Source organism: Roseateles violae (assembly GCF_030410485.1).
Taxonomy (GTDB): domain Bacteria; phylum Pseudomonadota; class Gammaproteobacteria; order Burkholderiales; family Burkholderiaceae_C; genus Roseateles_D; species Roseateles_D violae.
This window is the reverse complement of sequence record NZ_JAUHHC010000004.1, coordinates 111,409-133,728: the sequence shown is the minus strand read 5'-3', so window position 1 is coordinate 133,728 and position 22,320 is coordinate 111,409. Positions and strand designations below refer to the sequence as shown.

19 protein-coding genes and 2 riboswitches are annotated in these 22,320 nt (G+C 69.5%); of the genes, 13 read left to right on the top strand and 6 right to left on the bottom strand.

Annotation, left to right across the window (positions count from 1 at the left end; translation table 11 throughout):
- Positions 1-4: 4 nt before the first annotated feature.
- The 4 genes from gcvP to QWJ38_RS14985 form a co-directional block, all read right to left on the bottom strand.
- Entirely contained in the window at positions 5-2,896 is a 2,892-nt protein-coding gene (gcvP, locus tag QWJ38_RS15000) for an aminomethyl-transferring glycine dehydrogenase (protein ID WP_290359921.1), read from the bottom strand.
- 70 nt (positions 2,897-2,966) lie between these two features.
- Positions 2,967-3,341, bottom strand: coding sequence for a glycine cleavage system protein GcvH (gcvH, locus tag QWJ38_RS14995; protein ID WP_290359920.1), 375 nt, complete (start codon positions 3,339-3,341; stop codon positions 2,967-2,969).
- A 34-nt stretch (positions 3,342-3,375) separates the two neighbouring features.
- Positions 3,376-4,515: a glycine cleavage system aminomethyltransferase GcvT gene (gene gcvT, locus QWJ38_RS14990; protein WP_290359919.1), complete on the bottom strand. Its 1,140-nt coding sequence runs from the start codon at positions 4,513-4,515 to the stop codon at positions 3,376-3,378.
- 52 nt (positions 4,516-4,567) lie between these two features.
- Positions 4,568-4,677, bottom strand: a riboswitch (glycine riboswitch).
- A gap of 9 nt (positions 4,678-4,686) precedes the next feature.
- Positions 4,687-4,790, bottom strand: a riboswitch (glycine riboswitch).
- A 60-nt stretch (positions 4,791-4,850) separates the two neighbouring features.
- Positions 4,851-5,597 (bottom strand): SDR family oxidoreductase, encoded by a 747-nt coding sequence (locus tag QWJ38_RS14985; protein WP_290359918.1) that lies wholly within the window; start codon positions 5,595-5,597, stop codon positions 4,851-4,853.
- A gap of 119 nt (positions 5,598-5,716) precedes the next feature.
- On the opposite strand from QWJ38_RS14985, the gene QWJ38_RS14980 reads away from it, so the two are divergent.
- The 12 genes from QWJ38_RS14980 to QWJ38_RS14925 all read left to right on the top strand — a co-directional run bounded on the left by QWJ38_RS14980 (position 5,717) and on the right by QWJ38_RS14925 (position 18,623).
- Positions 5,717-6,634 (top strand): LysR family transcriptional regulator, encoded by a 918-nt coding sequence (locus QWJ38_RS14980; RefSeq protein ID WP_290359917.1) that lies wholly within the window; start codon positions 5,717-5,719, stop codon positions 6,632-6,634.
- 56 nt (positions 6,635-6,690) lie between these two features.
- Positions 6,691-7,350, top strand: a complete 660-nt coding sequence (locus QWJ38_RS14975; RefSeq protein WP_290359916.1) for a response regulator — start codon at positions 6,691-6,693, stop codon at positions 7,348-7,350.
- Positions 7,347-8,651, top strand: coding sequence for an ATP-binding protein (locus QWJ38_RS14970; protein WP_290359915.1), 1,305 nt, complete (start codon positions 7,347-7,349; stop codon positions 8,649-8,651). The genes QWJ38_RS14975 and QWJ38_RS14970 overlap by 4 nt, the downstream gene beginning before the upstream one ends.
- Before the next feature lie 94 nt (positions 8,652-8,745).
- Complete coding sequence (locus tag QWJ38_RS14965) at positions 8,746-10,263, top strand: DegQ family serine endoprotease (RefSeq protein ID WP_290359914.1); 1,518 nt, start codon at positions 8,746-8,748, stop codon at positions 10,261-10,263.
- A 170-nt stretch (positions 10,264-10,433) separates the two neighbouring features.
- Entirely contained in the window at positions 10,434-11,339 is a 906-nt protein-coding gene (locus tag QWJ38_RS14960) for a flagellin N-terminal helical domain-containing protein (RefSeq protein WP_290359913.1), read from the top strand.
- A 185-nt stretch (positions 11,340-11,524) separates the two neighbouring features.
- Positions 11,525-13,459: an O-linked N-acetylglucosamine transferase, SPINDLY family protein gene (locus QWJ38_RS14955; protein WP_290359912.1), complete on the top strand. Its 1,935-nt coding sequence runs from the start codon at positions 11,525-11,527 to the stop codon at positions 13,457-13,459.
- The gene (gene rfbF / locus QWJ38_RS14950; protein WP_290359911.1) at positions 13,456-14,229 is read left to right on the top strand and encodes a glucose-1-phosphate cytidylyltransferase; all 774 of its coding nucleotides are present in this window, start codon (positions 13,456-13,458) and stop codon (positions 14,227-14,229) included. The genes QWJ38_RS14955 and rfbF overlap by 4 nt, the downstream gene beginning before the upstream one ends.
- Complete coding sequence (rfbG, locus tag QWJ38_RS14945) at positions 14,190-15,341, top strand: CDP-glucose 4,6-dehydratase (RefSeq protein ID WP_290359910.1); 1,152 nt, start codon at positions 14,190-14,192, stop codon at positions 15,339-15,341. The genes rfbF and rfbG overlap by 40 nt, the downstream gene beginning before the upstream one ends.
- Before the next feature lie 7 nt (positions 15,342-15,348).
- The gene (locus tag QWJ38_RS14940) at positions 15,349-15,900 is read left to right on the top strand and encodes a dTDP-4-dehydrorhamnose 3,5-epimerase family protein (RefSeq protein WP_290359909.1); all 552 of its coding nucleotides are present in this window, start codon (positions 15,349-15,351) and stop codon (positions 15,898-15,900) included.
- Entirely contained in the window at positions 15,897-17,123 is a 1,227-nt protein-coding gene (locus QWJ38_RS14935; RefSeq protein ID WP_290359908.1) for a class I SAM-dependent methyltransferase, read from the top strand. The genes QWJ38_RS14940 and QWJ38_RS14935 overlap by 4 nt, the downstream gene beginning before the upstream one ends.
- Before the next feature lies 1 nt (position 17,124).
- Positions 17,125-17,988, top strand: a complete 864-nt coding sequence (locus QWJ38_RS14930) for an NAD-dependent epimerase/dehydratase family protein (RefSeq protein WP_290359907.1) — start codon at positions 17,125-17,127, stop codon at positions 17,986-17,988.
- Complete coding sequence (locus tag QWJ38_RS14925) at positions 17,985-18,623, top strand: LbetaH domain-containing protein (protein ID WP_290359906.1); 639 nt, start codon at positions 17,985-17,987, stop codon at positions 18,621-18,623. Before QWJ38_RS14930 ends, QWJ38_RS14925 begins: the two co-directional genes overlap by 4 nt.
- 18 nt (positions 18,624-18,641) lie before the next feature.
- Here the strand turns inward: QWJ38_RS14925 and QWJ38_RS14920 are convergent, their stop codons facing one another.
- Both QWJ38_RS14920 and QWJ38_RS14915 read right to left on the bottom strand, forming a co-directional pair.
- Positions 18,642-19,808 (bottom strand): class I SAM-dependent methyltransferase, encoded by a 1,167-nt coding sequence (locus tag QWJ38_RS14920; RefSeq protein ID WP_290359905.1) that lies wholly within the window; start codon positions 19,806-19,808, stop codon positions 18,642-18,644.
- Positions 19,805-21,028, bottom strand: a complete 1,224-nt coding sequence (locus QWJ38_RS14915) for a glycosyltransferase family 2 protein (RefSeq protein ID WP_290359904.1) — start codon at positions 21,026-21,028, stop codon at positions 19,805-19,807. The genes QWJ38_RS14920 and QWJ38_RS14915 overlap by 4 nt, the downstream gene beginning before the upstream one ends.
- A gap of 219 nt (positions 21,029-21,247) precedes the next feature.
- On the opposite strand from QWJ38_RS14915, the gene QWJ38_RS14910 reads away from it, so the two are divergent.
- Complete coding sequence (locus QWJ38_RS14910) at positions 21,248-22,297, top strand: hypothetical protein (protein WP_290359903.1); 1,050 nt, start codon at positions 21,248-21,250, stop codon at positions 22,295-22,297.
- Positions 22,298-22,320 lie beyond the last annotated feature (23 nt).

Genomic DNA, 22,320 nt, shown 5'->3' with positions numbered 1-22,320 from the left:
TCGTTCAGGCTTTCTCGTACTCGGACAGCGGCACGCAGGAGCAGAACAGATTGCGGTCGCCATAGACGTTGTCGACGCGGCCGACCGGCACCCAGTACTTCTGGCGACGCAGCGAGGCGACCGGGTAGGCGGCCTCCTCGCGGCTGTAGCCATGCGTCCACTCGCTCTTCAGCAGCGACTCGGCCGTGTGCGGCGCATTGACCAGCGGGTTGTCCTCGCGGCTCCACCCACCCGCCTCGACACCGGCTTCGACTTTTGCGATCTCCGCGCGGATCTGCAGCATCGCGTCGCAGAAGCGGTCGAGCTCGAACTTCGATTCCGACTCGGTCGGCTCGACCATCAACGTGCCGGCGACCGGGAAGCTCAAGGTTGGTGCATGGAAGCCGTAGTCGATCAGGCGCTTGGCGACGTCCTCGGCGGAAACGCCCGACGTGTCCTTCAGCGGGCGCAGATCGAGGATGCACTCGTGGGCGACGCCGCCGCCCTTGACGCCTTCGATATTGCCGCTGAAGTGGATGTCGTAGGCGTCCGACAGGCGCGCGGCCACATAGTTGGCCGACAGGATGGCCGTCTCGGTCGCCGCGGTCAGGCCGTCGGCGCCCATCATGCGCACATACATCCAGGAGATCGGCAGCACGGCCGCATTGCCCAGCGGGGCGGCGCTGACGGCGCCGATCGCGGTTTCCGACACATAGCCGGCCGCGCGGTGCGTCGGCAGGAAGGGCACCAGGTCCGCGACCACGCAGACCGGGCCGACGCCGGGGCCGCCACCGCCATGCGGGATGCAGAAGGTCTTGTGCAGGTTCAGGTGCGAGACATCGCCACCGAACTCGCCCGGCGCCGCGACGCCGACCAGCGCGTTCATGTTCGCGCCGTCCACATAGACGCGGCCGCCATGGCTCTTGACCAGCTGGCAGATCTCCTTGACATGGGTGTCGAACACGCCATAGGTCGAGGGGTAGGTGATCATGATCGCGGCCAGCGATTGGCTGTGCAACTCGCACTTGGCGCGCAGATCGTCCAGATCGATATTGCCTTCCTTGTCGCACTTGGTGACGACCACCTGCATGCCCACCATCTGGGCCGAGGCCGGGTTCGTGCCATGGGCCGACTCGGGGATCAGGCAGATCTTGCGATGGCCCTCGCCACGCGACTCGTGCCAGGCCTTGATCGCCAGCAGGCCGGCGTACTCGCCCTGCGAACCGGCATTGGGCTGCAGGCTGATGCCGGCATAGCCGGTCGCCTGGCACAGCCAGCTGGTCAACTGGGTGTTCAAGAGCTCGTAGCCGCGCAGCTGGTCATGCGGCGCGAACGGGTGGACGCCGGCGAACTCGGGCCAGGTGATCGGGATCATCTCGCTGGTCGCGTTCAGCTTCATCGTGCAGGAGCCGAGCGGGATCATCGTGCGATCCAGGGCCAGGTCCTTGTCGGCCAAGGCGCGCAGATAGCGCAGCATCTCGGTTTCCGAGTGGTGCGTGTTGAAGACCGGGTGGGTCAGGAAGCTCGACGTGCGTTGCAGCGCGGCGGGAATCCCCGACTCCACACCGTTCTCGAACGCTGCGAAGTCCGCCGTCTTGTCGAACACGGCCAGGATCGCCTGCAGATCGGCACGGGTCGTCGTCTCGTCCAGCGAGATCGTGATGCTGCCGGCCGAGGCGCGGCGGAAGTTCATGCCGGCTGCAACGGCCCGGGCCAGGATGGCGTCGGTCTGGGCGCCGGTGCTGACTTCGACCGTGTCGAAGAAGCCATTGCCCTTCTGGTCACCGAGCAGCTTGGCCAGCAGCGCCGTGTAGCTGGCGACGCGCTGGGCGATGCGCTTCAGGCCCTGCGGGCCATGGTAGACCGCGTACATGCTGGCGACGACGGCCGGCAGCACCTGGGCCGTGCAGATGTTCGAGGTGGCCTTCTCGCGGCGGATGTGCTGCTCGCGCGTCTGCAGCGCCAGGCGGTAGGCCGGGTTGCCATGCGTGTCGACGCTGACCCCGACCAGGCGGCCGGGCAGATTGCGCTTGAACTCGTCCTTGCAGGCGATATAGGCGGCGTGCGGGCCGCCATTGCACATCGGCATGCCGAAGCGCTGGCTGGTGCCCACCGCAATGTCGGCGCCTTGCTCGCCCGGCGCCTTCAGGAGCGTCAAGGCCAGCAGGTCGGCGGCGGCGATCAGCAGCGCGCCCTGCGCATGCAGCGCGTCGGCAATCGGCTGCAGCGCGCGGATCTCGCCGTTGACGCCCGGGTACTGCAGCAGGGCGGCGAAGCAGCCGCTGGCGGCGGCTTCGGCGGCCGGGCCGACCTGGACCGTGATGCCCAGCGGTTCGGCGCGCGTGCGCACCACCTCCAAGGTCTGCGGCAGCACGTCGTCGGCGACGAAGAAGAGCTGCGACTTGCTCTTGCCGACGCGGGCGGCCAGGGTCATCGCCTCGGCGGCCGAGGTCGCCTCGTCCAGCATCGAGCTGTTGGCGATCGCCATGCCAGTCAGGTCGCAGACCATGGTCTGGAAGTTGACCAGGGCCTCCATGCGGCCCTGCGAGATCTCGGCCTGGTAGGGCGTGTAGGCGGTGTACCAGGCCGGGTTCTCGAGGATGTTGCGCAGGATCACGCCCGGGGTCAGCGTGTCGTAATAGCCCTGGCCGATATAGCTCTTGAGCACCTTGTTCTGGGCAGCGACCGTCTTCAGCTCGGCCAGGGCCTGCGCCTCGGTCAGCGCGGCGGGCAGGGCCATGCCGACGCTGCGCTTGATGCTGGCCGGCACGATGGCCTCGATCAGCGCGCGGCGTGAGGCCGCGCCAATCACCGACAGCATGCCGGCCTCGTCGGCGGCATCGGGGCCGATATGGCGGGCCTGGAATTCGGCGGCGTTCTCGAGTTCGCCCAGAGGCTTCAGCGCAGACATCAACATGACAACAATCCTTGCAGCAATGCGGCGACGGGCACGCAGTGCCCGCCTTCAATACCAATCAACCGATCGATCAGCTGTTCTTGACCAGCTCGTCGTAGGCGGTCGCGTCCATCAGCGCGTCCACTTCGGCCGGGTTCGAGAGCTTGACCTTGAAGAACCAGCCGGCGTTCAGCGGGTCGCTATTGGCCAGCGAAGGGTCGTCTCGCAGCGCCTCGTTGACCTCGGTGATCTCGCCGGAGACCGGCATGTACACATCGGCGGCGGCCTTGACCGACTCGACGACGCCGGCCACATCCTTCTCGGCGAAGCTCTTGCCCACCTCGGGCAGGTCGACGAAGACCACATCGCCCAGCGCGTCCTGCGCGTGGACCGTGATGCCCACGGTGGCGCTGCCGTCGGCTTCGATCTTGACCCATTCGTGGTCGGCGGTGTACTTGATGCTCATGCTGGGCTCCGTGAGTAAAAGAGGTGAGGGCGGATCAACCGCGGAAGTAATTGTTCGGGGTGAAGGGCATGCTCGAAACCGTCATCGGCGTGCGCTTGTCGCGCACGATGGCCCAGACCTGGGTGCCCACGGCCGACAGCGCGGCCGGCAGATAGCCCAGTGCCACCGGCTTGCCGACGGTCGGGCCCAGGGTGCCGCTGGTGACGACGCCGATCTCGGTGCCGGCCGCGTCGACCAGCTTGGCGCCTTCGCGCACCGGCATGCGCTCGCTGCTGACCAGGCCGACGCGCTTCCTCTTGGCCGTCTTGGCCGCCATCTCGGCCAGCTGCCGGTCGACGACGGCCGCGCCGGGATAGCCGCCATGGCGCGCGCCACCTTCGCGGCGCACCTTCTGGATCGCCCAGGTCAGCGAGGCCTCGACCGGCGTCGTCGTCGTGTCGATGTCGTGGCCGTAGAGGCACAGGCCGGCCTCCAGGCGCAGCGAGTCGCGGGCGCCCAGGCCGATCGGCTTGACCTCGGGCTGGGCCAGGAGCTTGCGGGCCAGTTCGACCGCATGCTCGGCGGCGACCGAGATCTCGAAGCCGTCCTCGCCGGTGTAGCCGGAGCGGGTCAGAAAGGTCGGGATGCCGTCCAGCTCGAAGAAGCCGCCGGTCATGAAGACCAGCTTGGCGACGTCCGGGTTCAGGCGCGCCAGTGCGGTGACCGCCTGCGGGCCCTGCAGCGCCAGCAGTGCCTGCTCGGGCAGCGGGCGGACCTCGCACTTGTCCGCCAGGTGCTTCTGCATATGGGCGATGTCCTGCGCCTTGCAGCCGGCGTTGACCACGACGAAGAGGTCGTCGGGGCGGCGGCAGACCATCAGGTCGTCGAGGATGCCGCCCTGCTCGTCGGTAAAGAGGGCGTAGCGCTGCTTGAACACGCCCAGGTCGACGATGTCGACCGGCACCAGGGTCTCCAGCGCCTTGTCGGCACCGGCGCCGATCAGCAGCACCTGGCCCATATGCGAGACGTCGAACAGGCCGGCGGCCGCGCGCGTGTGCTTGTGCTCGGCCATCACGCCGCTGGGGTACTGCACCGGCATGTCGTAGCCGCCGAAGGGCACCATCTTGGCGCCGAGTTCGAGGTGCAGCGCGTGCAGCGGGGTCTTGAGCAGGCTTGTGGTTTCGGCGGCGGACATGAGGAAAAAACTCCGAGGGCAATCGACGGACCACTTCGCGGGGAAGTGGGGATATGCCCTCGCTGTCCGGCTTACCTGAGAGATTGACCGTCGACCTATCGTCGCCAGCTTGCCCCTTCGGTGGACGGGCTCGCAGGCCCGCCTCTCTCCAGTGAGGAACGCCCTGGTCAGGGCGTCTTGTCAGTCCTTTTGCCTGAGCGTTCGCAGCATGGGATCAACCGGTGCCACTGCGCCTTCGGCGGCCCCCGCAAGGGGCTCTCTCCTGACGCGGCGGATTGTAGCGGGGCTTTTGAGGGCGCTGCCCGAAATTCGCCGCGTCTTCTCCGCTGCCGGCTTCAGGCCGCGAAGCCGCCGTCGATCATCAGGTTGGCGCCGGTGACGAAGCCGGCCTCGGGCCCGGCCACATAGGCGACCATCGCGGCGATCTCGTCCGGCTGCGCATGGCGCGGCAGCGCCATCAGCCCGTGCATGCCGGCCGCGAAATCGCTGCTCTCGGGGTTCATGTCGGTGTTGACCGGGCCGGGCTGGACGTTGTTGACCGTGATGCCGCGCGGCCCCAGGTCGCGCGCCATGCCCTGCACCAGGCCCTGCAAGGCCGACTTGCTCATCGCATAGACGCTGCCGCCGGCGAAGGGCATGCGCTCGGCATTGGTGCTGCCGATATTGACGATGCGGCCGCCGGGGCCCATATGGCGCAGCGCCGCCTGCGAGGCGACGAAGACCGCGCGGATATTGACCGCCACGGTCTGGTCGAAGTCGGCGAGCGAGAACTCGGCCACCGGACCGAGCTTCAGCAGGCCGGCGTTGTTGACCAGGATGTCGATGCGGCCGCCGAACTCGGCCGCGGCGCGGGCTATGGCGGCGGTCAGTGCGGCACTGTCGGCGGCGTCGGCGCGGATGGCCAGCGCCCGGCCGCCGGCGGCGTCGATCTCGGCGGCCAGCGCCTCGGCGACGGCGGCGGAGGATTGGTAGGTAAAGGCCACGGCCGCGCCGTCCCGCGCCAGGCGGCGCACGATGGCGGCGCCGATGCCGCGGGAACCGCCGGTGACGAAGGCGGTCTTGTTGAAGAGGGGCTTGCTCATCTTGAACTCCAGTCGGAAGTAAAGAGTGGGTGGATGGAACTCAGTATGGGCAGCGAATTGCAGTTAAAGAAGACGGTAATCTGGAACATAAGTTTCAACCAAAGCTATAAGATTCGGCGATGGAAGCGCTCAATCTGCTGGACTCCTTCATCCAGAGCGCCGAGACCGGCGGCTTCTCGGCGGCGGCGCGGCGCCTCGGGCTCACACCGGCGGCGGTCAGCAAGAACGTCGCGCGGCTGGAATCGCGCCTGGGCCTGCGCCTGTTCCAGCGCAGCACCCGGCGCCTGACCCTGACCGCCGGCGGTGCCCAGTTCCTGCGCCAGGTGTCGGGGCCCTATGCCAGCCTGCAGGAGGCCTTCGCGGCGGCAGCGCCGGACGAGGCGCGGCCCAGCGGCGTGCTCAAGCTGAGCCTGGGCAGCGCCTTCGGCCGCGGCTTCGTGCTGCCGCTGCTGGGCGATTTCATGCGCCGCTACCCGGCCGTCGTGCCGGACTGGCAGTTCGACAACCGGCCGGCCGACCTGATCGGCGGCGGCTTCGACGCGGCCATCGGCGGCGGCATCGAACTGCCGCAGGGCGTGGTGGCGCGCGAGCTGGTGCGCACGCGCATCGTCGCCGTGGCCTCGCCGGGCTTCATGGCAGGCCGGCCGCTACCCAGGCATCCCGGCGAGCTCGCGGCGCTGGACGCCATCGTGCGGCGCTCCAGCTCCAGCGGCCGCGTGCGAGCCTGGACCCTGCGCCATGCCAAGACCGGCGAGGAGGCCGCGGCCGACGGCCGCACGCGGCTGGTGCTGGACGACCCCGAGGCGATGGCGCTAGCCGCCGCACAGGACCTGGGCGTGGCGCTGCTGCCGCGCCATTTCGCCGCGCGGCTGCTGGACGAGGGGCGGCTCCTGCCCCTGCTGCCGGACTGGGCGGCGGACATCGGCGCGGTGTCGCTGTACTACCCGAACAAGAAGCTGCTGCCGCCGCGCACCCGCGTCTTCGTCGACTACCTGGTCGCGGCCTTCCGCGATCCGGCGCTGCGCGCGCGTTTCTAGCGCCAACCGATCCCCGTTAAGCCCGACCTAAGTCCCCCGTGGAGAATGCCGCTGATATGCGACTCCTTCTTGTCGAAGACGACCCGATGATCGGCGAGCAACTGCTCGATCTGCTGCGGGCAGAGAGCTATGCGGTCGACTGGGTGCGCGACGGCGAGCTGGCCGACACGGCGCTGCAGGCGCAGAACTACGATCTGCTGCTGCTGGACCTGGGCCTGCCCAAGCGCGACGGCATGAGCGTGTTGCGTGCCCTGCGCGCGCGCAAGCAGCGCCTGCCGGTGCTGATCGCCACGGCCCGCGATGCGCTGCAGCAGCGCGTCGAAGGCCTAGACGCCGGCGCCGATGACTATGTGCTGAAACCCTTCGAGCTGGACGAGCTGCTGGCGCGCATCCGCGCGCTCTTGCGTCGCGCCAGCGGCCGTGCCGAGCCGGTCTACGAGCATCTGGGCGTCAGCCTGAACCCGGCGACGCGCGAGGCCAGCGTCGACGGCCGGCCGGTCACGCTGTCGGCGCGCGAATGGGCGGTGCTGGAGCCGCTCTTGGCCCGGCCCGGCCTGGTGCTCTCGCGCCAGCAGCTGGAGGAGAAGCTCTATGGCTGGAAGGACGAGATCAGCAGCAATGCGGTCGAGGTCTATATCCACGGCCTGCGCAAGAAGCTGGGCGCCGGTCTGATCCAGAACGTGCGCGGCCTCGGCTATATGGTGCCCAAGCAATGAAGTGGCTGGAGGGCGGCCGCACACCGTCGCTGCGGCGGCGGCTGATGCTGTTCCTGCTCGGCGCGATCGGCCTGGCCGCGCTGGCGCAGGGCCTCAGCAGCTACCGCACGGCGCTGCTGGAGGCCGACGAGATCTTCGACTACCAGATGCAGCAGATGGCGCTGTCGCTGGCCGGCGGCCTGCCGGGGCGGGCGCCGCCGCGCGAGCTGGAGCTGATCATCCAGGGCTGGACGGCCGAGGGCCTGCAGCTGTTCCGCTCGACCGTGCCGCTGCCGCAGCGGGCGGTGATGGGCTTTGCCAATGTCGAGGCCGAGGACGGCAAGGAGTACCGGGTGCTGTCGGTGCAGAGTGGCGGCCAGGTGCTGCAGGTGGCGCAGGCGCTGTCGGTGCGCCAGCGCCTGGCCGGCCGCCTGGCCCTGCGCACGGTGATGCCGATCGCCATCATGCTGCCCATCCTGATGCTCGTCGTCGGCTGGATCGTCGGTCGCTCGCTGGAGCCGGTGGAACGGGTGCGCGGGCAGCTGGCCAGGCGGGCGGCGCAAGACCTGTCCCCGGTTGCCGCGGCCGGCCTGCCGATCGAGGTCCGGCCCATGGTCGACGAGATGAACTCGCTGCTGGCGCGGCTGCAGCGCTCCTTCGAGCAGCAGCAGCATTTCGTCGCCGATGCGGCCCATGAGCTGCGCTCGCCGCTGACGGCGTTGAAGCTGCAGATCCAGGGCCTGCAGCGCGCGCCCGACGAGGCCGCGCGCGCCCAGGCGCAGCAGCGGCTGGCGGCCGGCATCGAACGCGCCAGCCATCTGGTCGAGCAGCTGCTGCTGCTGGCGCGGCAGGAGGCGGCGCTCGAACCACGCGGTCCGCTGGCGCTGGAGCCGCTGCTGCGTCGCCTGGTCGCCGAGCAGGCCGGCGCAGCTCAGCAGCGCGGCATCGACCTGGGCCTGCTGCGCGCCGATCCGCTGAGCGTGCCCGGCCAGCCCGAGGCGCTGGCGCTGCTGCTGCGCAATCTGCTCGACAACGCGATCAAGTACACGCCGCCGGGCGGGCGGGTCGACGTCAGCCTGCTGGACGCGGGCGCCGAGGCAAGGCTGATCGTCGAGGACAGCGGCCCCGGCATTGCCGAAGAGGAACGCGAGCGCGTGTTCGACCGCTTCTACCGCAGCGAGACCGCCCACAGCGCGACGGGCAGCGGCCTGGGCCTGGCCATCGTCAAGGCGATCGCCGAGCGCCATGGCGGCCGCATCCGGCTGGATCGCTCGGCGACGCTGGGCGGGCTGCGCTGCGAGCTGCTGCTGCCCAAGGCTTGAGCGCCTCAAGCGCCTTGATCGGCTTAAGCGCGGTCTAAGTTCCGGCCCCGATAGTGAAGCCATGCCGCTTCACTTCGATGGAAAGGACAAACCGATGGCAGCACGCACTGAAACGATGATTCCGGCCCGGCGCCTGGTCTGGGCGCTGGCCGCGGCCGGCGTGATCGGCCTCGGCGGCGGCGCGGTCGGCGCGGTGGCGCTGACCAAGCCGGCTGCCAGCAGCTCCGAAACCACGGCCGTCGCCGCGCCAGTGGCGCAGGCGCCGATCGCCGCCGTGGCGGTCGGCAGCACGGCCTTGCCCGACTTCGCCCAGATCACCGCGCAGAACGGCCCGGCCGTCGTCAATATCAGCGTCTCCGGCAGCGTCAAGACGGCGGCCCGACGCGCGCAGCCGCAGCTGCCGGAGATGGATCCGGACGATCCCTTCTACCAGTTCTTCCGCCGCTTCCAGATGCCCGGCCAGCCGGGCCAGCGCGGCGAGCAGGCCATGCCCACGCGCGGCCAGGGTTCCGGCTTCATCGTCAGCGAGGACGGTCTGATCCTGACCAATGCCCATGTGGTGCGCGATGCGCAGGAGGTCGTCGTCAAGCTGACCGATCGCCGCGAGTACCGCGCCAAGGTGCTGGGCGCCGACGCCAAGACCGATGTGGCGGTGCTGAAGATCGAGGCCAAGGGTCTGCCCACGGTCAAGCTCGGCAACACGCAGGAATTGCGCGTCGGCGAATGGGTGCTGGCGATCGGCTCGCCCTTTGGCTTCGAGAACAGCGTCAGCGCCGGCGTCGTCAGCGCCAAGGGCCGGGCCTTGCCCGATGAGAGCTTCGTGCCCTTCATCCAAACCGACGTGGCCGTCAACCCCGGCAATTCGGGCGGCCCGCTGTTCAACAGCCGCGGCGAGGTGGTCGGCATCAACTCGCAGATCTTCAGCCAGACCGGCGGCTACCAGGGCCTGTCCTTCGCGATCCCGATCGACGTCGCCCAGCGCGTGCGCCAGCAGATCGTTGCCCATGGCAAGGCCCAGCATGCGCGGCTGGGGCTGACGATCCAGGACGTCAACCAGAGCTTTGCCGACTCCTTCAAGCTGGAGCGCCCGGCCGGCGCCCTGGTCGCCAATGTCGAGGATGGCGGCCCGGCGGCCAAGGCCGGCCTGAAGTCCGGCGACGTGATCCTCAAGTACAACGGCCAGGCCATCGTCGCCTCCAGCGATCTGCCGGCCCTGCTGGGCCAGGCGACGCCGGGCGAGACGGCCAAGCTGGAGATCTGGCGCCAGGGCAAGCTCCAGACGCTGACCGCCAAGCTCGGCGATGCCTCGGACAAGCCGGCCCAGCTGGCACAGGACGAGGCGGCCAGCGGCGGCAAGCTGGGCCTGGCGCTGCGGCCGCTGCAGCCGGAGGAAAAGCGCGCCGGCCAGCGCGAGGGCCTGGTGATCGAGGACGTCGGCGGCGCCGCGGCGCGTGCCGGCGTGCAGCCGGGCGATCTGCTGCTGGCCATCAACGGCACGCCGGTCGCTTCGGTCGAGCAGGTGCGCGAGGTCGTTGCCGGGGCCGACAAGTCGGTGGCCCTGCTGCTGCAGCGCGGCCGCGAGCGCATCTTCGTGCCGGTGCGCATCGGCTGAGTCGCCGCCCGAGCGTGAAATAAGTCCGGCCGCGGGCGCCCGAACGCCTCGGCCGGATTTTTTTCGTGCCGGCATTTAAGTTCGCCGCCGGGCTCGCCGCCTTGTGGGGGGGAGGGCAGCAACGCTAGCCCGTCAACGAAGACCAACCCCCAAGTCGGAGTGAACCCATCATGTTGAGCCTGCACACCAACGCCGCAGCCCTGTCCGCCCAGAACTCGCTGGGCGCCTCGCAGCGCGCTCTTTCCACCTCGATGGCCCGTCTGAGCACCGGCCTGCGCGTCAACTCCGCCATGGACGACGCCGCCGGTCTGCAGATCGCCACCCGTCTGGACGCCCAGACCCGCGGCCAGGCCGTGGCCCAGCGCAACACGCAGAACGGCATCTCGATGATGCAGACGGCCGAAGGCGCGTTCAACGAAGTGACCGACATCCTGCTGCGGATGAAGGACCTGGCCACCGAAGGCGCCAACGGCACCTCGACCGCCGCCGACAAGACCGCCATGCAGGCGGAATTCGACGCCCTCGGCCGTGAGCTGAAGAACATCGTCGACAACACCTCCTTCGGCGGCCAGAAGCTGTTCGCCACGGGCTCGACGGCCGCCGTCGTCACCGGCAGCACGAACATGCTGGCCAGCGGCACCGGTGTCAGCTTCCAGATCGGTTCGACCGCCAGCGAGTCGATGAGCGTCAACGTCTCGACCGACCTGGCCGCGCTGACCAGCGACGCCGGCACGCTGGGTGCCGTGTCCGCCACCTACAAGACGACGGCCACGGCCGCCTCGGTCGGTACCGAAGTCGGTGTCGCCGCGACGATCACGAACCTGAACACCGCGCTGGACAGCGTCGGCAAGGTCCGCTCGGCCCTCGGTGCCGCGTCCAACCGCCTAGACCATGTCTACAACAACTTGCAGAACATGAGCACCAACGTCGCCCAGGCCCGCGGCCGCATCATGGACGTCGACTACGCGACGGAAACGTCGAAGATGACGACCAAGCAGATGCTGATGCAAGCCGGTTCGTCGATGCTGAAGCAGAGCAACAGCATGTCGGGTCTGGTGATGTCGCTGCTGCAGTAAGCAGGACGACCGCCGCTGATCCCGCATCAGCAGGCAAACGGGAAAAGCCAGGCCATGCCTGGCTTTTCTTCATTGAGCCGCCCAAATCGTGACAAGTCGACGCACCGGCCGCCATCGCGGCGCCACAGCGCGGGCGCGGCTCTTTAAACTTCGCTGCTGCGTTGCCGCCCCTGGAGTCCCGACGAATGTCCCGAGTTTTCGATAAGCAGCGCGTGCAGCGGAGCAGCCAGGCCGGCGAACGCGCCGCCCGCCTGCGGCAATGGCCGGTGGCCGCGCGCGAATACGGCCAGGCCGTGCAGGAAGATCCGCACAGCGCGGTGCTGCAGCTGCACCTGGCCCGCTCCTTCCTGAATATGGGAGAGGCGGCGCGTGCCTTGCCGGCCGCCCGCCGCGCGGTCGAGCTGCAGGGCGATCTGCTGGCCTACAAGTTCTGGGTCGAATGCCTGCGCCAGATGGGCCGCTATGCCGAGGCCGCCGAGGTCTGCGCCGGACTGCCCGCCGGCATCGAGCGGGACGCCGAGTTCTGCATGCTGCAGGCCGAGTCCTATCTGCTGTCGGAACAGCCGCAGCAGGCGGTGCCCATGTATATGGCGGCGCTCAAGTTCGACATCAAGAATCCGCATGCGCATTACCAGCTGGGGCTGGCGATGCGCCATCTGAAGATGGGCGCCCAGGCAGCCATCTGTTTCGAGACGGCGGTGCTGACCGGCCAGGCCGCCGGCAATTCGTCCAATATCACGGCGCTGGCGCTGTCGATGCTGGTCGAGCAACTGGGCCAGGTCGCCGACTGGCAGCGGCTCGCGCCCTTCCGGGCCCGGCTGCTGGACGAGCTGAGCCAGCCCGACGACCAGCGCCTGAGCGATGTGGCGCCGTTTCCGCTGCTGGCGATCGCCAGCACGCCCGAGCAGCAGCTGCGGGTCGCCCGCCTGCGCGCCAAGGCGCTGACGCGCAACCAGAAGCCGCTGCCGGCGCCGGCCGCGCGCAAGCCCGGCGCGCGCCTGCGCATCGGCTATCTGTCGGCCGACTTCTTCAACCACGCCACCGTGCTGCTGCTGACCGAGCTGCTGGAGCAGCGCGATCGCGAGCGCTTCGAGGTCTTTCTGTACTGCCACAGCGTCGAGGACGGTTCGGCGCAGCGCCGCCGCATGCTCGCCGCCGCCGACCATGTGCGCCATGTCGGCCAGATCAGCGATCTCGATGCCGCCCGCCTGATGCGCGAGGACGGCATCGACATCGCCATCGACCTGAAGGGCTTCACCCGCGACACCCGCATGCAGATCCTCGGCTACCGGCCAGCGCCGGTGCAGGTCGGCTATCTAGGCTTTCCGGGCAGCAGCGGCGCGGACTTCCTCGACTACATGATCGGCGACGCGATCGTCACGCCGCTGGCCCATGCCCCGCATTTCGCCGAGAAGATCGCGCAGATGCCCGTCTGCTACCAGCCGAACGACCGCAAGCGCCGGCTGCTGCCGGCGCCGACGCGCGCCTCGCAGGGCCTGCCCGAAGACGCCGTCGTGCTCTGCTGCTTCAACCAGATCTACAAGATCGGCGCCGAGATGGCCGAGCGATGGGCCCAGATCCTGCGCGCCAGCCCGGAGACGGTGCTGTGGCTGCTGAGCTGGAGCGCCGAGGCGCAGGCCAATCTGACCCGCGCGATGGAGGCGCTGGGCGTGTCGGCCTCGCGGCTGGTCTTCGCTCCGCTGGTCGGCACCGAAGACAATGTCGCGCGGCTGCAATGCGCCGATCTCTTCCTCGACACCTGGCCCTGCAATGCGCACACGACGGCCAGCGAGGCGCTGTGGGCCGGCGTGCCGGTGCTGACGGTGCCGGGCGCCACCTTCGCCTCGCGCGTGGCGGCCAGCCTGGTCGCCGCCTGCGGCCAGGCCGAGTTCGCCTGCGCCAATTCCCAGGCCTATGTCGACAAGGCGGTCGCGCTGATCCACGACCGGGCGGCGCTGCGCGCGGCCCAGCAACATCTGCGCGAGCAGCGCCAGCAGCTGCCGCTGTTCGACAGCCAGCGCTACACGCGCGATTTCGAGGCGCTGCTGGCGCGCATCTGGGCCCGCCACGAGGCCGGCCTGGCCCCCGATCATCTTCTTGCCGAGTCCGTCGCACCATGAAAGCAGTCATTCTGGCCGGTGGCCTGGGTACCCGTCTGGCCGAGGAAACCTCGGTGCGTCCGAAACCGATGGTCGAGGTCGGCGGCCGGCCGGTGCTCTGGCATATCCTCAAGCTCTACTCCCACCATGGCGTCAACGACTTCGTGATCTGCCTGGGCTACAAGGGCTATGTGATCAAGGAGTACTTCGCCAACTACTTCCTGCACATGTCGGACGTGACCTTCGACTTGGCCGAGAACCGCATGGAGATCCGAAACCGCCATTGCGAGCCCTGGCGCGTGACCCTGGTCGACACCGGCGAGCACACCCAGACCGGCGGCCGCCTGAAGCGGGTGCAGAGCTATCTGGACGACGAGCCCTTCTGCTTCACCTATGGCGACGGCCTGTCGAATGTCGACATCGGCGGCCTGATCGCCTTCCACAAGGCGCAGGGCCGGCAGGCGACGGTCACGGCCGTGCAGCCGCCGGGGCGCTTCGGCGCGCTGGACATCGAGGGCCACCGCATCACCCGCTTCGCCGAGAAGCCGCAGGGCGATGGCAACTGGATCAACGGCGGCTTCTTCGTGCTGGAACGCAAGACCGTCGACCTGATCGACGAGGGCGACGCGACGATCTGGGAGCGCGGGCCGATGGAGGCGCTGGCGCGCCAGGGTCAGCTCTCGGCCTATGCGCACGAGGGCTTCTGGCAGCCGATGGACACCTTGCGCGACAAGCTCAAGCTGGAGGAGCTGTGGGAATCCGGCCAGGCGCCATGGAAGGTCTGGGCCTGATGGACGGCGCCGCCGCGGCATTTGGCGGCTGCTACCATGGCCGGCGGGTGCTGGTCACCGGCCATACCGGTTTCAAGGGTTCCTGGCTGGCCATGTGGCTGCATGCGCTGGGCGCGCAGGTCCAGGGCCTGGCGCTGCCGGCCGATACCGAACCGAATCACGCCGCGCTGCTGGGCCTTGGCGGGCTGCTGGCCGACGAGGCGCTGGTCGATCTGCGCGACGCGGCAGCCGTGCGCCAGGCGCTGCAGCGCTTCGAGCCCGAGATCGTCTTCCATCTGGCGGCCCAGCCGCTGGTGCGACGCAGCTACCGCGAGCCCGAGCCGACCTTCGCGACCAACGTGATGGGCCTGGTCCATTTGCTCGAGGCGGTGCGCGCGACGCCCAGCGTGCGTGCCGTGCTCAATGCGACGACCGACAAGTGCTATCTGAACCGCCACACGAGCCGCGGCTACCGCGAGGACGATGCGCTGGGCGGGCACGATCCCTACAGCGCCTCCAAGGCCTGCGCCGAGATCGTCTCGGCCAGCTACCGCGCCAGCTTCCTGGCCGGTGACGACGGGCGCGGCCATGCGGTCGCGCTGGCGACCGCGCGCGCCGGCAATGTGATCGGCGGCGGCGACTGGTCGGAGGATCGGCTGCTGCCCGATCTGATGCGGGCCGCCCAGAGCGGACGCGAGACGGTGCTGCGCCATCCGCAGGCGACGCGCCCCTGGCAGCATGTGCTGGAGCCGCTGTCGGGCTATCTCCTGCTGGGCCAGCGCCTGCTGGCCGATCCGCTGGCCGCCTCCGAGGCCTGGAACTTCGGTCCCGACGAGGCCGGCCATCTGAGCGTCGGCGCCATCGTCGAGCGCTGCGCGCAGCTGTGGCCGGCGGTGCGCCATCGCATCGACGCCGGCCCGCAGCCGCACGAGGCGGCGCTGCTGCACCTGGACTGCGGCAAGGCGCGCGAGCGGCTGGGCTGGCGTCCCGTCTGGGATGCCGACACGATGCTGGCGCGAACGGTGCAGTGGTACCGGCTCCAGCACGAACGGGGCCGCCTTGCCAGCCGCGACGATCTGCAGCGTTATCTGCAGGATGCGCGGGCGCAGGGCCTGGCCTGGGCGCAGGGCTGAGATCGCGATGCGCTTCCATCCGACCCCGCTGGCCGGCCTGTGGCTGATCGAGACCGAGCCGCGCGGCGACGCGCGCGGCCATCTGACCCGGCTGTTCTGCGAGCGCGAGTTCGCCGCGATCCGGCCGGGCCTGCACTTCACGCAGAGCAATCTGACCTTGACGGCGCAGCGTGGCACCGTGCGCGGCATGCATTACCAGCGTGCGCCGGCGTTGGAGGCCAAGCTGCTGCGCTGCCTGGTCGGCGCGGTTCACGACGTGGTCGTCGATCTGCGCGCCTCCTCGCCGACCTTCGGTCGCTGGCATGCGGTCGAGCTGTCGCAGGACAATCAGCGCCAGCTCCTCATTCCCGAGGGCTGCGCGCATGGCTTCCAGACCCTGACCGACGGCGTGCAGATGCTTTATCAGCACACGGCGGCCTACGATCCGGGCTGCGAGGGCGGCCTGCGTCACGATGACCCGCGGCTGGCGATCGCCTGGCCGCTGCCGGTGAGCCTGGTGTCGGAACGCGACCGCGGCCACCCCCTGCTGGACGATTCATTCAAAGGGCTGCCGGTATGAAATGCCGCCATTGCCAGACGCCGCTGACCGAGGTCTTCGCCGACCTCGGCGCCGCGCCGGCCTCCAATGCTTTCCTGACCGCGGCCGATCTCGAGCGGCCCGAGAGCCATTTCCCGCTCAAGGTCTTCAGCTGCGGCGTCTGCCGCCTGGTGCAGGTCGACGAGGTGCAGCGCCACGACGCGCTGTTCTCCAGCGACTATGTCTATTTCTCGTCCTTCTCGAGCTCCTGGCTTGAGCATGCCCGGCGCTATGTCGAGCGGGTCGTGCCGCGGCTGGGTCTGGGCGCCGATTCGCTGGTCGTCGAGGTCGCGTCCAACGACGGCTATCTGCTGCAATACCTGCAGCAGCGTGGCATCCCCTGCCTGGGCATCGAGCCGACCGCCAGCACGGCGGCCGCCGCGCGGGCCAAGGGCATCACCAGCATCGAGGAGTTCTTCGGCGCCGCCTCGGCGCGCCGCCTGGTGGCGCAGCGCGGCCGGACCGATCTGCTGCTGGGCAACAATGTGCTGGCCCATGTGCCGGACATCAACGACTTCGTCGCCGGCTTCAAGGAAGCGCTGGCGCCGGCCGGCTGCGTGACCCTGGAGTTCCCGCATCTGCTGCAACTGGTGCAGCAGAGCCAGTTCGACACCATCTACCACGAGCATTTCTCCTATCTGAGCCTGCACACGGTGCGCGCCATCCTGGCGGCGCAGGGCCTGGCGGTCTGGGATGTCGAGGAGCTGCTGACCCATGGCGGCTCGCTGCGCGTCTGGGCCCAGCATGCCGAGCACACGCGGGCGATCGAGCCTAGCGTGGCCGCCCTGCTCGACAAGGAAGCGCGCGCCGGCATGCTCGAGGACGGTTTCTACCGCGGCCTGCAGGGCAGGGCGGAGCGGATCAAGAACGATCTCTTGGCCTTTTTGATCGAGCAGAAGCGCGCCGGCAAGACGGTGGTCGGCTATGGCGCGGCGGCCAAGGGCAATACGCTCCTGAACTTCGCCGGCCTGCGGCCCGATCTGCTGGCCTATGTCGCCGACGCCTCGCCACACAAGCAGGGGCGCTTCCTGCCGGGCAGCCGCATTCCGGTGCTGGCCCCCGAGCGAATTGCGCAGACCCGTCCCGATGTGGTGCTGATCCTGCCCTGGAATCTGCGCGAGGAGATCGAGCGGCAGCTGGCCTATGTGCGCGACTGGGGCGGGCGCTTCGCGACGGCGGTGCCGACGCTCGAGATCTGGGGCTGAGATGCGCGTCCTCGTCACCGGCGCCGGCGGTTTCATCGGTCAGCATCTGCTGGCCCGGCTGCAGGCGGACGGTGTAGAGGTCCACGGCATCGGCCGCCGGTCCATGGTGTCGACGCCGGCGACCTGGCATGCGCTGGACCTGTTCGACGACGACGCGCGCCGCACGCTGCTGCAGCGGCTGCGGCCCAGCCATCTGATCCATCTGGCCTGGACCACGGCGCATGGCCGCTACTGGCAGGATCCGGCCAACCAGGCCTGGGTGGCGATGAGCCTGGCCCTGCTGCGGGACTTCGCCGATGCCGGTGGCCGCCATGCCGTCTATGCCGGCAGCTGCGCCGAGGACGACTGGAGCGGCAGCGGTGCCCCGCCGGCCAGCCGCTATGGCCGCTGCAAGGCGGCGCTGCGCCTCTTGGCCTGCGATCTGGCCGAGCAGCTGGAGCTGTCGCTGGCCTGGGGCCGCATCTACTTTCCCTTCGGTCCCGGCGAGCAGGGCGAGCGCCTGGTGCCCAGCATCGCGCGGCGCCTGCTGGACGGCCAGCCGGCGCCGACCGGCCCCGCCGGGCTGGAGCGCGATTTCGTCTATGTCGAGGACCTGGCCGCGATGCTGGCGCTGCTGAGCCGGTGCGAGCATGCCGGCAGCCTCGATCTGTGCAGCGGCGAGCCGACCCGCATCGGCGATCTGGCCGGTGCGCTGGCCGATCTGCTGGGCCGGCGCGAGCTGCTGCGTCTGGGCGAGCTGCCGGGCCGGCCCGGCGATCCGCAGCGGCTGCTCGGTGATGCGGCCGGCCTGCGTGCGCTCGGCTGGGACGGCGGGCTGGGCCTGGCGGAGGGCCTGCGCCGCAGCGTGCGGGCCTTGCAGTCATGACGGTGGCGGCGCCCGAGCTGGCCGGTTTCGTCGCCCGCCAGCTGCAGAACTTCTATCCGGACGGACATCCGAGCCTGGGCGTCTTGCAGGCGGCGCTGCCGCAGGCGCTGGCGCGCACGCAGGCCTGCGTCGCGCGGGTGCGTGCCTGGCAATCGGGCTTCGATCCGCTGGTCTCGGGCCAGTACGCGAGCTTTCTGTACTACCTGTCGAACGAGGTCGGCATGCAGCTCGGCGACGGCGCGACGGCGACCCGCCTGTTCCTGCTCAACAAGGCCCTGCACGGCCTGGAGCTGTTCTACGAGCTGGCCCTGCCCGAGGTCTTCATGCTGGGCCACACGCCGGGCATCGTGCTGGCCAAGGCCGGCTATGGCTCGCACCTGATGCTGCACCAGGGCTGCACGGTCGGCCGCAAGATCGGCGGCGAACGGCCGCGGCTCGACTCGCACATCGTGCTGTTCCCGAACGCGATGGTGATCGGGCGCTGCCATGTGCGCGCCAACACGGTCATCGCGCCGGGCGTCTGCCTGGTCGACACCGACACGCCGGGCGACTGCTATGTGCTGCCCGGCCCCGAGGGGCGGCCGCTGTTCAAGCCGGCGCGGCGCGAGGTCTGGCGCGACTACTTCATCGACTGAAGCTCGACCGAGACGCCGTCACTGCCAGTCGAGCAGCTCGACCTTGGAGCCCAGCGCCGCCAGCAGCGCCAGGTTCTCCTGGCGGTAGTTCGGGTTCATCAGCACGGCGGCATCGACGCCATGGCGGGCCAGCTCGGCCGGCGCGACGATTGGATGGCCGGTGCCGGGCAGGAAGCGCCCCTGCTTGTTCGGATTGACGTCGACGACGCATGCGATCAGCCGGCGTTCCGGGTCGACCAGATTGGCCAGCGTGACGCCCTTGGCGCCGGCGCCCCAGAGCGCGATGCGGCCGGGTCGCTCGGCCAGCCGCTGCTGCCAGCGCTGTCGCAGCTGCGCCTCGGCGCGGCCATAGGCGCGCGCCAGTTCCAGTGTCCGGCCGTCGCCAGGACTCGGCGGCGCCGGCTCGCGGCTGGCCTGCAGCCACAGATACTGGCCCTCGAAGACATGGTCGACCCGTTCGACCTTGAAGCCGCTGCGTTCGAAGGCTTGGCCCAGGGTCGAGGCGCTGAACAGCGAGCAATGCTCGTAGAAGAAGTCCCAGACGACCTGGTTGCGCAGGATCCAGTCGACGCAGGGGGTCTCGAAGAACACCCGGGGCTGCCCGGCCTGGGCCAGCGCCGCATGGACCGAGCGCAGCAGCGGCAACGGCTCGGCCACGTGCTCGATCACATGCCGGCAGATGACGACATCGGCCGGCACGTCGGCGCAGTCGGCATCGTAGAAACGGGTGTGGAACTGCAGCCGGCCGTCCAGATCGCTGGCCGGGCCCAGATAGCTGGGGTCGAAGCCCTGTCCCGTGTTGCGGGCGCCGGGGTAGCTGACCAGCTTGCGAAGGAATTCGCCCTTGCCGCAGCCGACCTCGACGATGCGGCTGTTGCGCACGCCGCAGCGCTCGACCAGATCGCGCACCAGGCCGTCCAGATAGGCCTCGAAATGCGCCGAGCAGGACTGCGTGTTGTCGTACTGCGCGCCATAGGACAGCAGGCCGGCATCGAAGGCGCTGTTGAAGACGAAGCCGCAAGCGCAGCACACGCTCATATCGAGCTGGCCGCGCGCGACGCCGCGGGCGGCCTCGGCGCTGTCGGCCAGCAGGTTCTGGTGCACCGGCTGGCGGGCGCGGCGCACAAAGGTGTCGAGTTCGCGGCCGCCGCACAGCGGGCAGCGCGGCGCCGTCGTCGTGCTCACTTCGGAAACCTCGCCATCAGCTCCTTCTCGATCACGACGCGCAGGTGCCGTTCGCCGTCGTAGCTCGAGGCGAGCTGATGCCCATTGCGTGCGAACACCAGCGTGTCGCGCAGCGCGTCGAGCGCCGGCGGCTGGGGCAGGAAGCGCAGCGGCAGCGGGCTGTTGCGGCTCAGGAAGTTCTGCAGATCGCCGTCGAACTCGCCGACGCAGACGATCTCGCCGATGCCGCGCGTCAGCTCGGTGTCGTTGAGCAGGAAGTACAGCGCCGCCTCGGTCGCCAGTTGCGAGATCGGCACCGGGCAGAGGTTCTCGTAGCCCATGCCGCGCAGGCGCAGCGCGATCACATGGGTGTCGACCGGGTTCTTGCCGCCGAGATAGCGCAGGCGGATCGCCACCGACATGCGCACCGCGATCATCTGCTGGATGCGCGCCTGCAATTCGCTGCGCTCGGTCGGGCTGACCTGCTGGCCGGCCTGTGCGAGCACATAGTCGAGACCGCCGCGATAGCGATCCCAGGCGTACTCGACCTCCTGGTTGCCGAGCTGCTCGCGCACGTCGTCGGCGAAGTAGTCGGTGATGGCGACATAGAAGGGCTGCTGCTGGATCAGCACCGCGCCCTGATTCAGATAGTCGGCGGCATGGACGAAGGCGAAGAAGGCATGCTCGTTGATGCGCGGCATCACGCGCTGCAGCACCTCGCGGCGGACGATCTGCACCTCGGGAAAGATGTGGTGGCTCAGCAGATGGTCGAGCAGCTCCTTGTGCTGGCCGCGCTCGATGCGCAGATCCTGCGGAATCGTGTAGAACTGGCCCTGCGGCTGGTCGGCGACGAGATCGAACAGCATCCAGGGCGCGTACAGCACGGCGATGTCCGGGTCGGCCTCCATCTTGGCAATCGCCTCGGCGACCTGCTCGATCAGCAGGCTGTCGTCATCGGCGAGATAGACGATGTAGCGGCCGCGGGCCTGCTGCATCACGAACTGCACGTTCGGAAAGCCGCCGATGTTCTCGGGGTGGCGGATATAGCGTATCGGCAGCCGGTCCATGAAGGCCTGCACGACCTGCTGGGTCTGGTCGGGCGAGGCGTTGTCGGCGATGACGATCTCGCAGCTATAGGGCATGGCCGCGAAATGGTCCGCCAGGCTGAACAGCAGCGATTCCAGATAGCGGGCGCGCTTGTGGGTCGGGATGCAGATGCTGACCAGTGGAGATGACGTCATGGCGGAAGAAGGGGTGATTCTGGGCGCTTCGCGCGGGTGAAGCAGGGGCCGCGGGCGCAGGGCCGCGACGATGCTGGATCGATTATCGGCAGGGCCAGGGGTACCCGACGGCGCGAAGCGGGGGGCTTTGTCCACATAGTTCTCGCTCTTCAAAGCTGCCTGTCCGGTATCGTGGGCGGCATTAAGTTCGATCCGACCGCGGTCGCCTTGTTCATCACCATGTCCAACCCGCTCAACGCGCTCGGCGCCATTTCCGCCGTCCGGCCCATCCTGGCCTGGCAGCCCGATGTCGGCCCGGCGCCGGCGCAGGTCGGCGAGCTGCTGCGCATGCTGGTCGAGGCCGGTGCACAGGGCGAGCTGCTGGCCAGCGACGGCCGCGGGCTGCGGCTGCCGCTGCCGGCGGGCACGGCCGGCGCCGGCGAGGAACTGCTGCTGCGCGTGCTGGCGACCCAGCCGAAGCTGGAACTGCAGCTGCTCGAGCGCGCTGGCGCGGCACTGAAGAGCGCCGCCACGCCAATGCCGTCGCAAGCCTCGGCGCCTGGGCAGGCCGCGGCGGCGGCGCAGGACGATATCGCCGCGCTGCGCCCCGATCAGGCCTGGTTGCAGCTGCGCTTGCGCGCGGCCGCCCCGCCCAAGGCCGCGCCGGCCAGCCTGGCCACGTTGGCCGGGCAATGGCGCGAGCAGGTGCTGGCCGAGCTGCAGCGCGGCGGCCCGCCGGCGCGCTCGGCCCAGGCGGCGGAGCTGCCGGCCGGCGGCGCCGCGGCACTGGCGGCCGCTGAGGCGGCGCCGGCGCCGATCCAGCTGCTGGGCTGGAACGGCCAGGCCCTGCTGCTGCGCCTGCTGAGCCCGCAGGCGCCGATCTGGCCGGTGACGACGCCGCATCAGGACGAGGAGCCGCCGCCCGACGAGGCGGCGCCCGAACAGCAGGCCTTCGCGGCCGACGAGCCGGGCGAGGGCCTGCGCCTGGGCCTGGTGCTGAGCCTGAATGGCGACTGGCTGCATGTGCTGCTGCAATGGCAGCAGGGCCTGCTGATCCACTTCTCGGCCGAGAAGGCCGAGACCTTGCAGCAGATGCGCGCCCTGCTGCCGCGCGTCGCCGCCGCGCTGGCCGCCGTGCCGCTGCCGCTGCGGCATTGCCAGCTCAGCGCGACGCCGCCGCTGCTGCCGCCGCTGCCGCAGGAGCAGCACAGCCGTGGCATCTCGCATGGCAGCAGCAATGCGCTGTTTCGCGCGGCGGCCGAGATCGCCGGCGTCCTGCAGGCGGCATAGGGCCTGTTGCCGCGGCCTTGACC

Coding starts and splice junctions, on each gene's coding strand:
- gcvH (WP_290359920.1), bottom strand. CDS start 3,341: ATGAGCATCAAGTACACCGCCGACCACGAATGGGTCAAGATCGAAGCC.
- QWJ38_RS14960 (WP_290359913.1), top strand. CDS start 10,434: ATGTTGAGCCTGCACACCAACGCCGCAGCCCTGTCCGCCCAGAACTCG.
- QWJ38_RS14975 (WP_290359916.1), top strand. CDS start 6,691: ATGCGACTCCTTCTTGTCGAAGACGACCCGATGATCGGCGAGCAACTG.
- QWJ38_RS14940 (WP_290359909.1), top strand. CDS start 15,349: ATGCGCTTCCATCCGACCCCGCTGGCCGGCCTGTGGCTGATCGAGACC.
- gcvP (WP_290359921.1), bottom strand. CDS start 2,896: ATGTTGATGTCTGCGCTGAAGCCTCTGGGCGAACTCGAGAACGCCGCC.
- QWJ38_RS14980 (WP_290359917.1), top strand. CDS start 5,717: ATGGAAGCGCTCAATCTGCTGGACTCCTTCATCCAGAGCGCCGAGACC.
- QWJ38_RS14910 (WP_290359903.1), top strand. CDS start 21,248: ATGTCCAACCCGCTCAACGCGCTCGGCGCCATTTCCGCCGTCCGGCCC.
- QWJ38_RS14955 (WP_290359912.1), top strand. CDS start 11,525: ATGTCCCGAGTTTTCGATAAGCAGCGCGTGCAGCGGAGCAGCCAGGCC.
- QWJ38_RS14930 (WP_290359907.1), top strand. CDS start 17,125: ATGCGCGTCCTCGTCACCGGCGCCGGCGGTTTCATCGGTCAGCATCTG.
- QWJ38_RS14915 (WP_290359904.1), bottom strand. CDS start 21,028: ATGACGTCATCTCCACTGGTCAGCATCTGCATCCCGACCCACAAGCGC.
- QWJ38_RS14925 (WP_290359906.1), top strand. CDS start 17,985: ATGACGGTGGCGGCGCCCGAGCTGGCCGGTTTCGTCGCCCGCCAGCTG.
- QWJ38_RS14985 (WP_290359918.1), bottom strand. CDS start 5,597: ATGAGCAAGCCCCTCTTCAACAAGACCGCCTTCGTCACCGGCGGTTCC.
- QWJ38_RS14935 (WP_290359908.1), top strand. CDS start 15,897: ATGAAATGCCGCCATTGCCAGACGCCGCTGACCGAGGTCTTCGCCGAC.
- rfbF (WP_290359911.1), top strand. CDS start 13,456: ATGAAAGCAGTCATTCTGGCCGGTGGCCTGGGTACCCGTCTGGCCGAG.
- QWJ38_RS14970 (WP_290359915.1), top strand. CDS start 7,347: ATGAAGTGGCTGGAGGGCGGCCGCACACCGTCGCTGCGGCGGCGGCTG.
- QWJ38_RS14965 (WP_290359914.1), top strand. CDS start 8,746: ATGGCAGCACGCACTGAAACGATGATTCCGGCCCGGCGCCTGGTCTGG.
- gcvT (WP_290359919.1), bottom strand. CDS start 4,515: ATGTCCGCCGCCGAAACCACAAGCCTGCTCAAGACCCCGCTGCACGCG.